4 protein-coding genes are annotated in these 1,283 nt (G+C 65.1%); 1 reads left to right on the top strand and 3 read right to left on the bottom strand.

The features are described 5' to 3' along the window. The 3 genes from EJK15_RS69430 to EJK15_RS69420 all read right to left on the bottom strand — a co-directional run. On the bottom strand, window positions 1–357 hold a 357-nt coding region (locus EJK15_RS69430; RefSeq protein ID WP_138720944.1), incomplete at its 3' end, for an SHOCT-like domain-containing protein. Window positions 358–366: 9 nt separating this feature from the next. Further along, window positions 367–627 (bottom strand): hypothetical protein, encoded by a 261-nt coding sequence (locus EJK15_RS69425; RefSeq protein ID WP_138720943.1) that lies wholly within the window; start codon window positions 625–627, stop codon window positions 367–369. After that, the gene (locus tag EJK15_RS69420) at window positions 624–1,001 is read right to left on the bottom strand and encodes a DUF2089 domain-containing protein (RefSeq protein WP_206062394.1); all 378 of its coding nucleotides are present in this window, start codon (window positions 999–1,001) and stop codon (window positions 624–626) included. Before EJK15_RS69420 ends, EJK15_RS69425 begins: the two co-directional genes overlap by 4 nt. A 94-nt stretch (window positions 1,002–1,095) precedes the next feature. Here EJK15_RS69420 and EJK15_RS74035 point away from each other — a divergent pair. Next, window positions 1,096–1,283, top strand: a 188-nt coding sequence (locus tag EJK15_RS74035; protein WP_206062381.1) for a hypothetical protein, incomplete at its 3' end; no start/stop codon positions are given.

The following is a 1,283-nucleotide window of genomic DNA, read 5'->3' as shown; positions in this document are numbered from 1 at the left end:
CTCGTCGAGGTGCTCCACGAGCGCCTCAAGCTGCTCGGGCTTGAGCTGCTTCAGGTCCAGCGGCACGCCCGCCTTGTCGAGCTCGGCGTTGGCCCGATCCAGCGCCTTCGGTGGGACCAAGGCCGCGAGCTGCACACCGGCCCGCAGCAGTTGCAGCGGTATCCGCACGTTGAGCCGCCCGGACTCGCCCTCATCGTTGATCTCCATCACCACCCGCAGGTACTTCGGCCGTACGGCCGGCTCAGCCCCTGCGGGTGGCTTGGTTCTTTCGAGTGCGGTGATGAGCCGCTCCGCCTCATCTGCGGTGATCTTGCCCTCGGCCAGCATGTCAAGGATGTCCCTGCGCTGTTCGTTCATCGGAACCTCTCATCGGATGGTGACGAGCACGGCCGTACGGCCCTGCGCGATGTCGACGCGAGTGCCGGGCAACGCGCAAACGATGCGGCGGGCGGTGTTGAATGCCCGCGCCACATCGATGCTGTAGATGACGCAGGCCACGACTCCCCCCAGGGCGGCCAAGGCCACGAGCGGTGACAGCAGGAGCACCGCGGGGAGCACCGGGGCCCACAGCCGAATGGGGCGACGGTCCGGGCGTTGGACCCGTACGGTCACCAGCTGCGGCATCATGCGCGCCCCTCCAATTCGGCCAGCGCCTGCCGCGCGGTGATCTCGCTGCGGCGCAACCGGTCGATGGTGTCGGACCGCGACGGCGCGGGATCGGTCTCGACGAAGTCGAGCACCTGCGCGATCCGGTTCAGCCGCGACTTGATCGTCGGGTAGCTCACGCCGAAGATCCGCTCCATCTGCTTGATCGAGCCGTGGCACCGTACAAACGCCGTGACGAAGACCTGGTCCTCGACGCTGAGCTGAGCCAGTTGCGGCAGCTCGAACTCACCCTCGATCGCGACGCCGCTGTCGGCCAACCGCACCCGCTCGACGACGAACGGCCGACCCCGGGTCAAGTTCGTCAGCTCCTGCCAGTCCATCGCCTGATCTGCCATATTTAAGCTATACCAACTCAGAACTTAATTTTCAATATATAGATCTTGATTTTCCTAATGATGTAACCGTCCGTATCGGGGAAGTGGGCTCCCGGTGCCGGCCGGTAGCCAGCTCCCGCAGCAACGGGACGAACAGGCGGCGGCGCTCCCCCGGATGCGCCTTCTTGAGCCAGTCGGCGAAATGATCGGCGACTTCTTAGAGGGAGAGAGCTACGAGGCCGTCGAACACCAACGGCTCTTCATGATCAGACAGGGCATCCCGGCGTCGTTCCTTCCCGACCG

The sequence above is a fragment of the Nonomuraea basaltis genome (assembly GCF_005893125.1).
Classification (GTDB): domain Bacteria; phylum Actinomycetota; class Actinomycetes; order Streptosporangiales; family Streptosporangiaceae; genus Nonomuraea; species Nonomuraea basaltis.
This window is presented reverse-complemented; position numbering and strand designations above follow the sequence as displayed.

Coding starts and splice junctions, on each gene's coding strand:
- EJK15_RS69425 (WP_138720943.1), bottom strand. CDS start 627: ATGATGCCGCAGCTGGTGACCGTACGGGTCCAACGCCCGGACCGTCGC.
- EJK15_RS69420 (WP_206062394.1), bottom strand. CDS start 1,001: ATGGCAGATCAGGCGATGGACTGGCAGGAGCTGACGAACTTGACCCGG.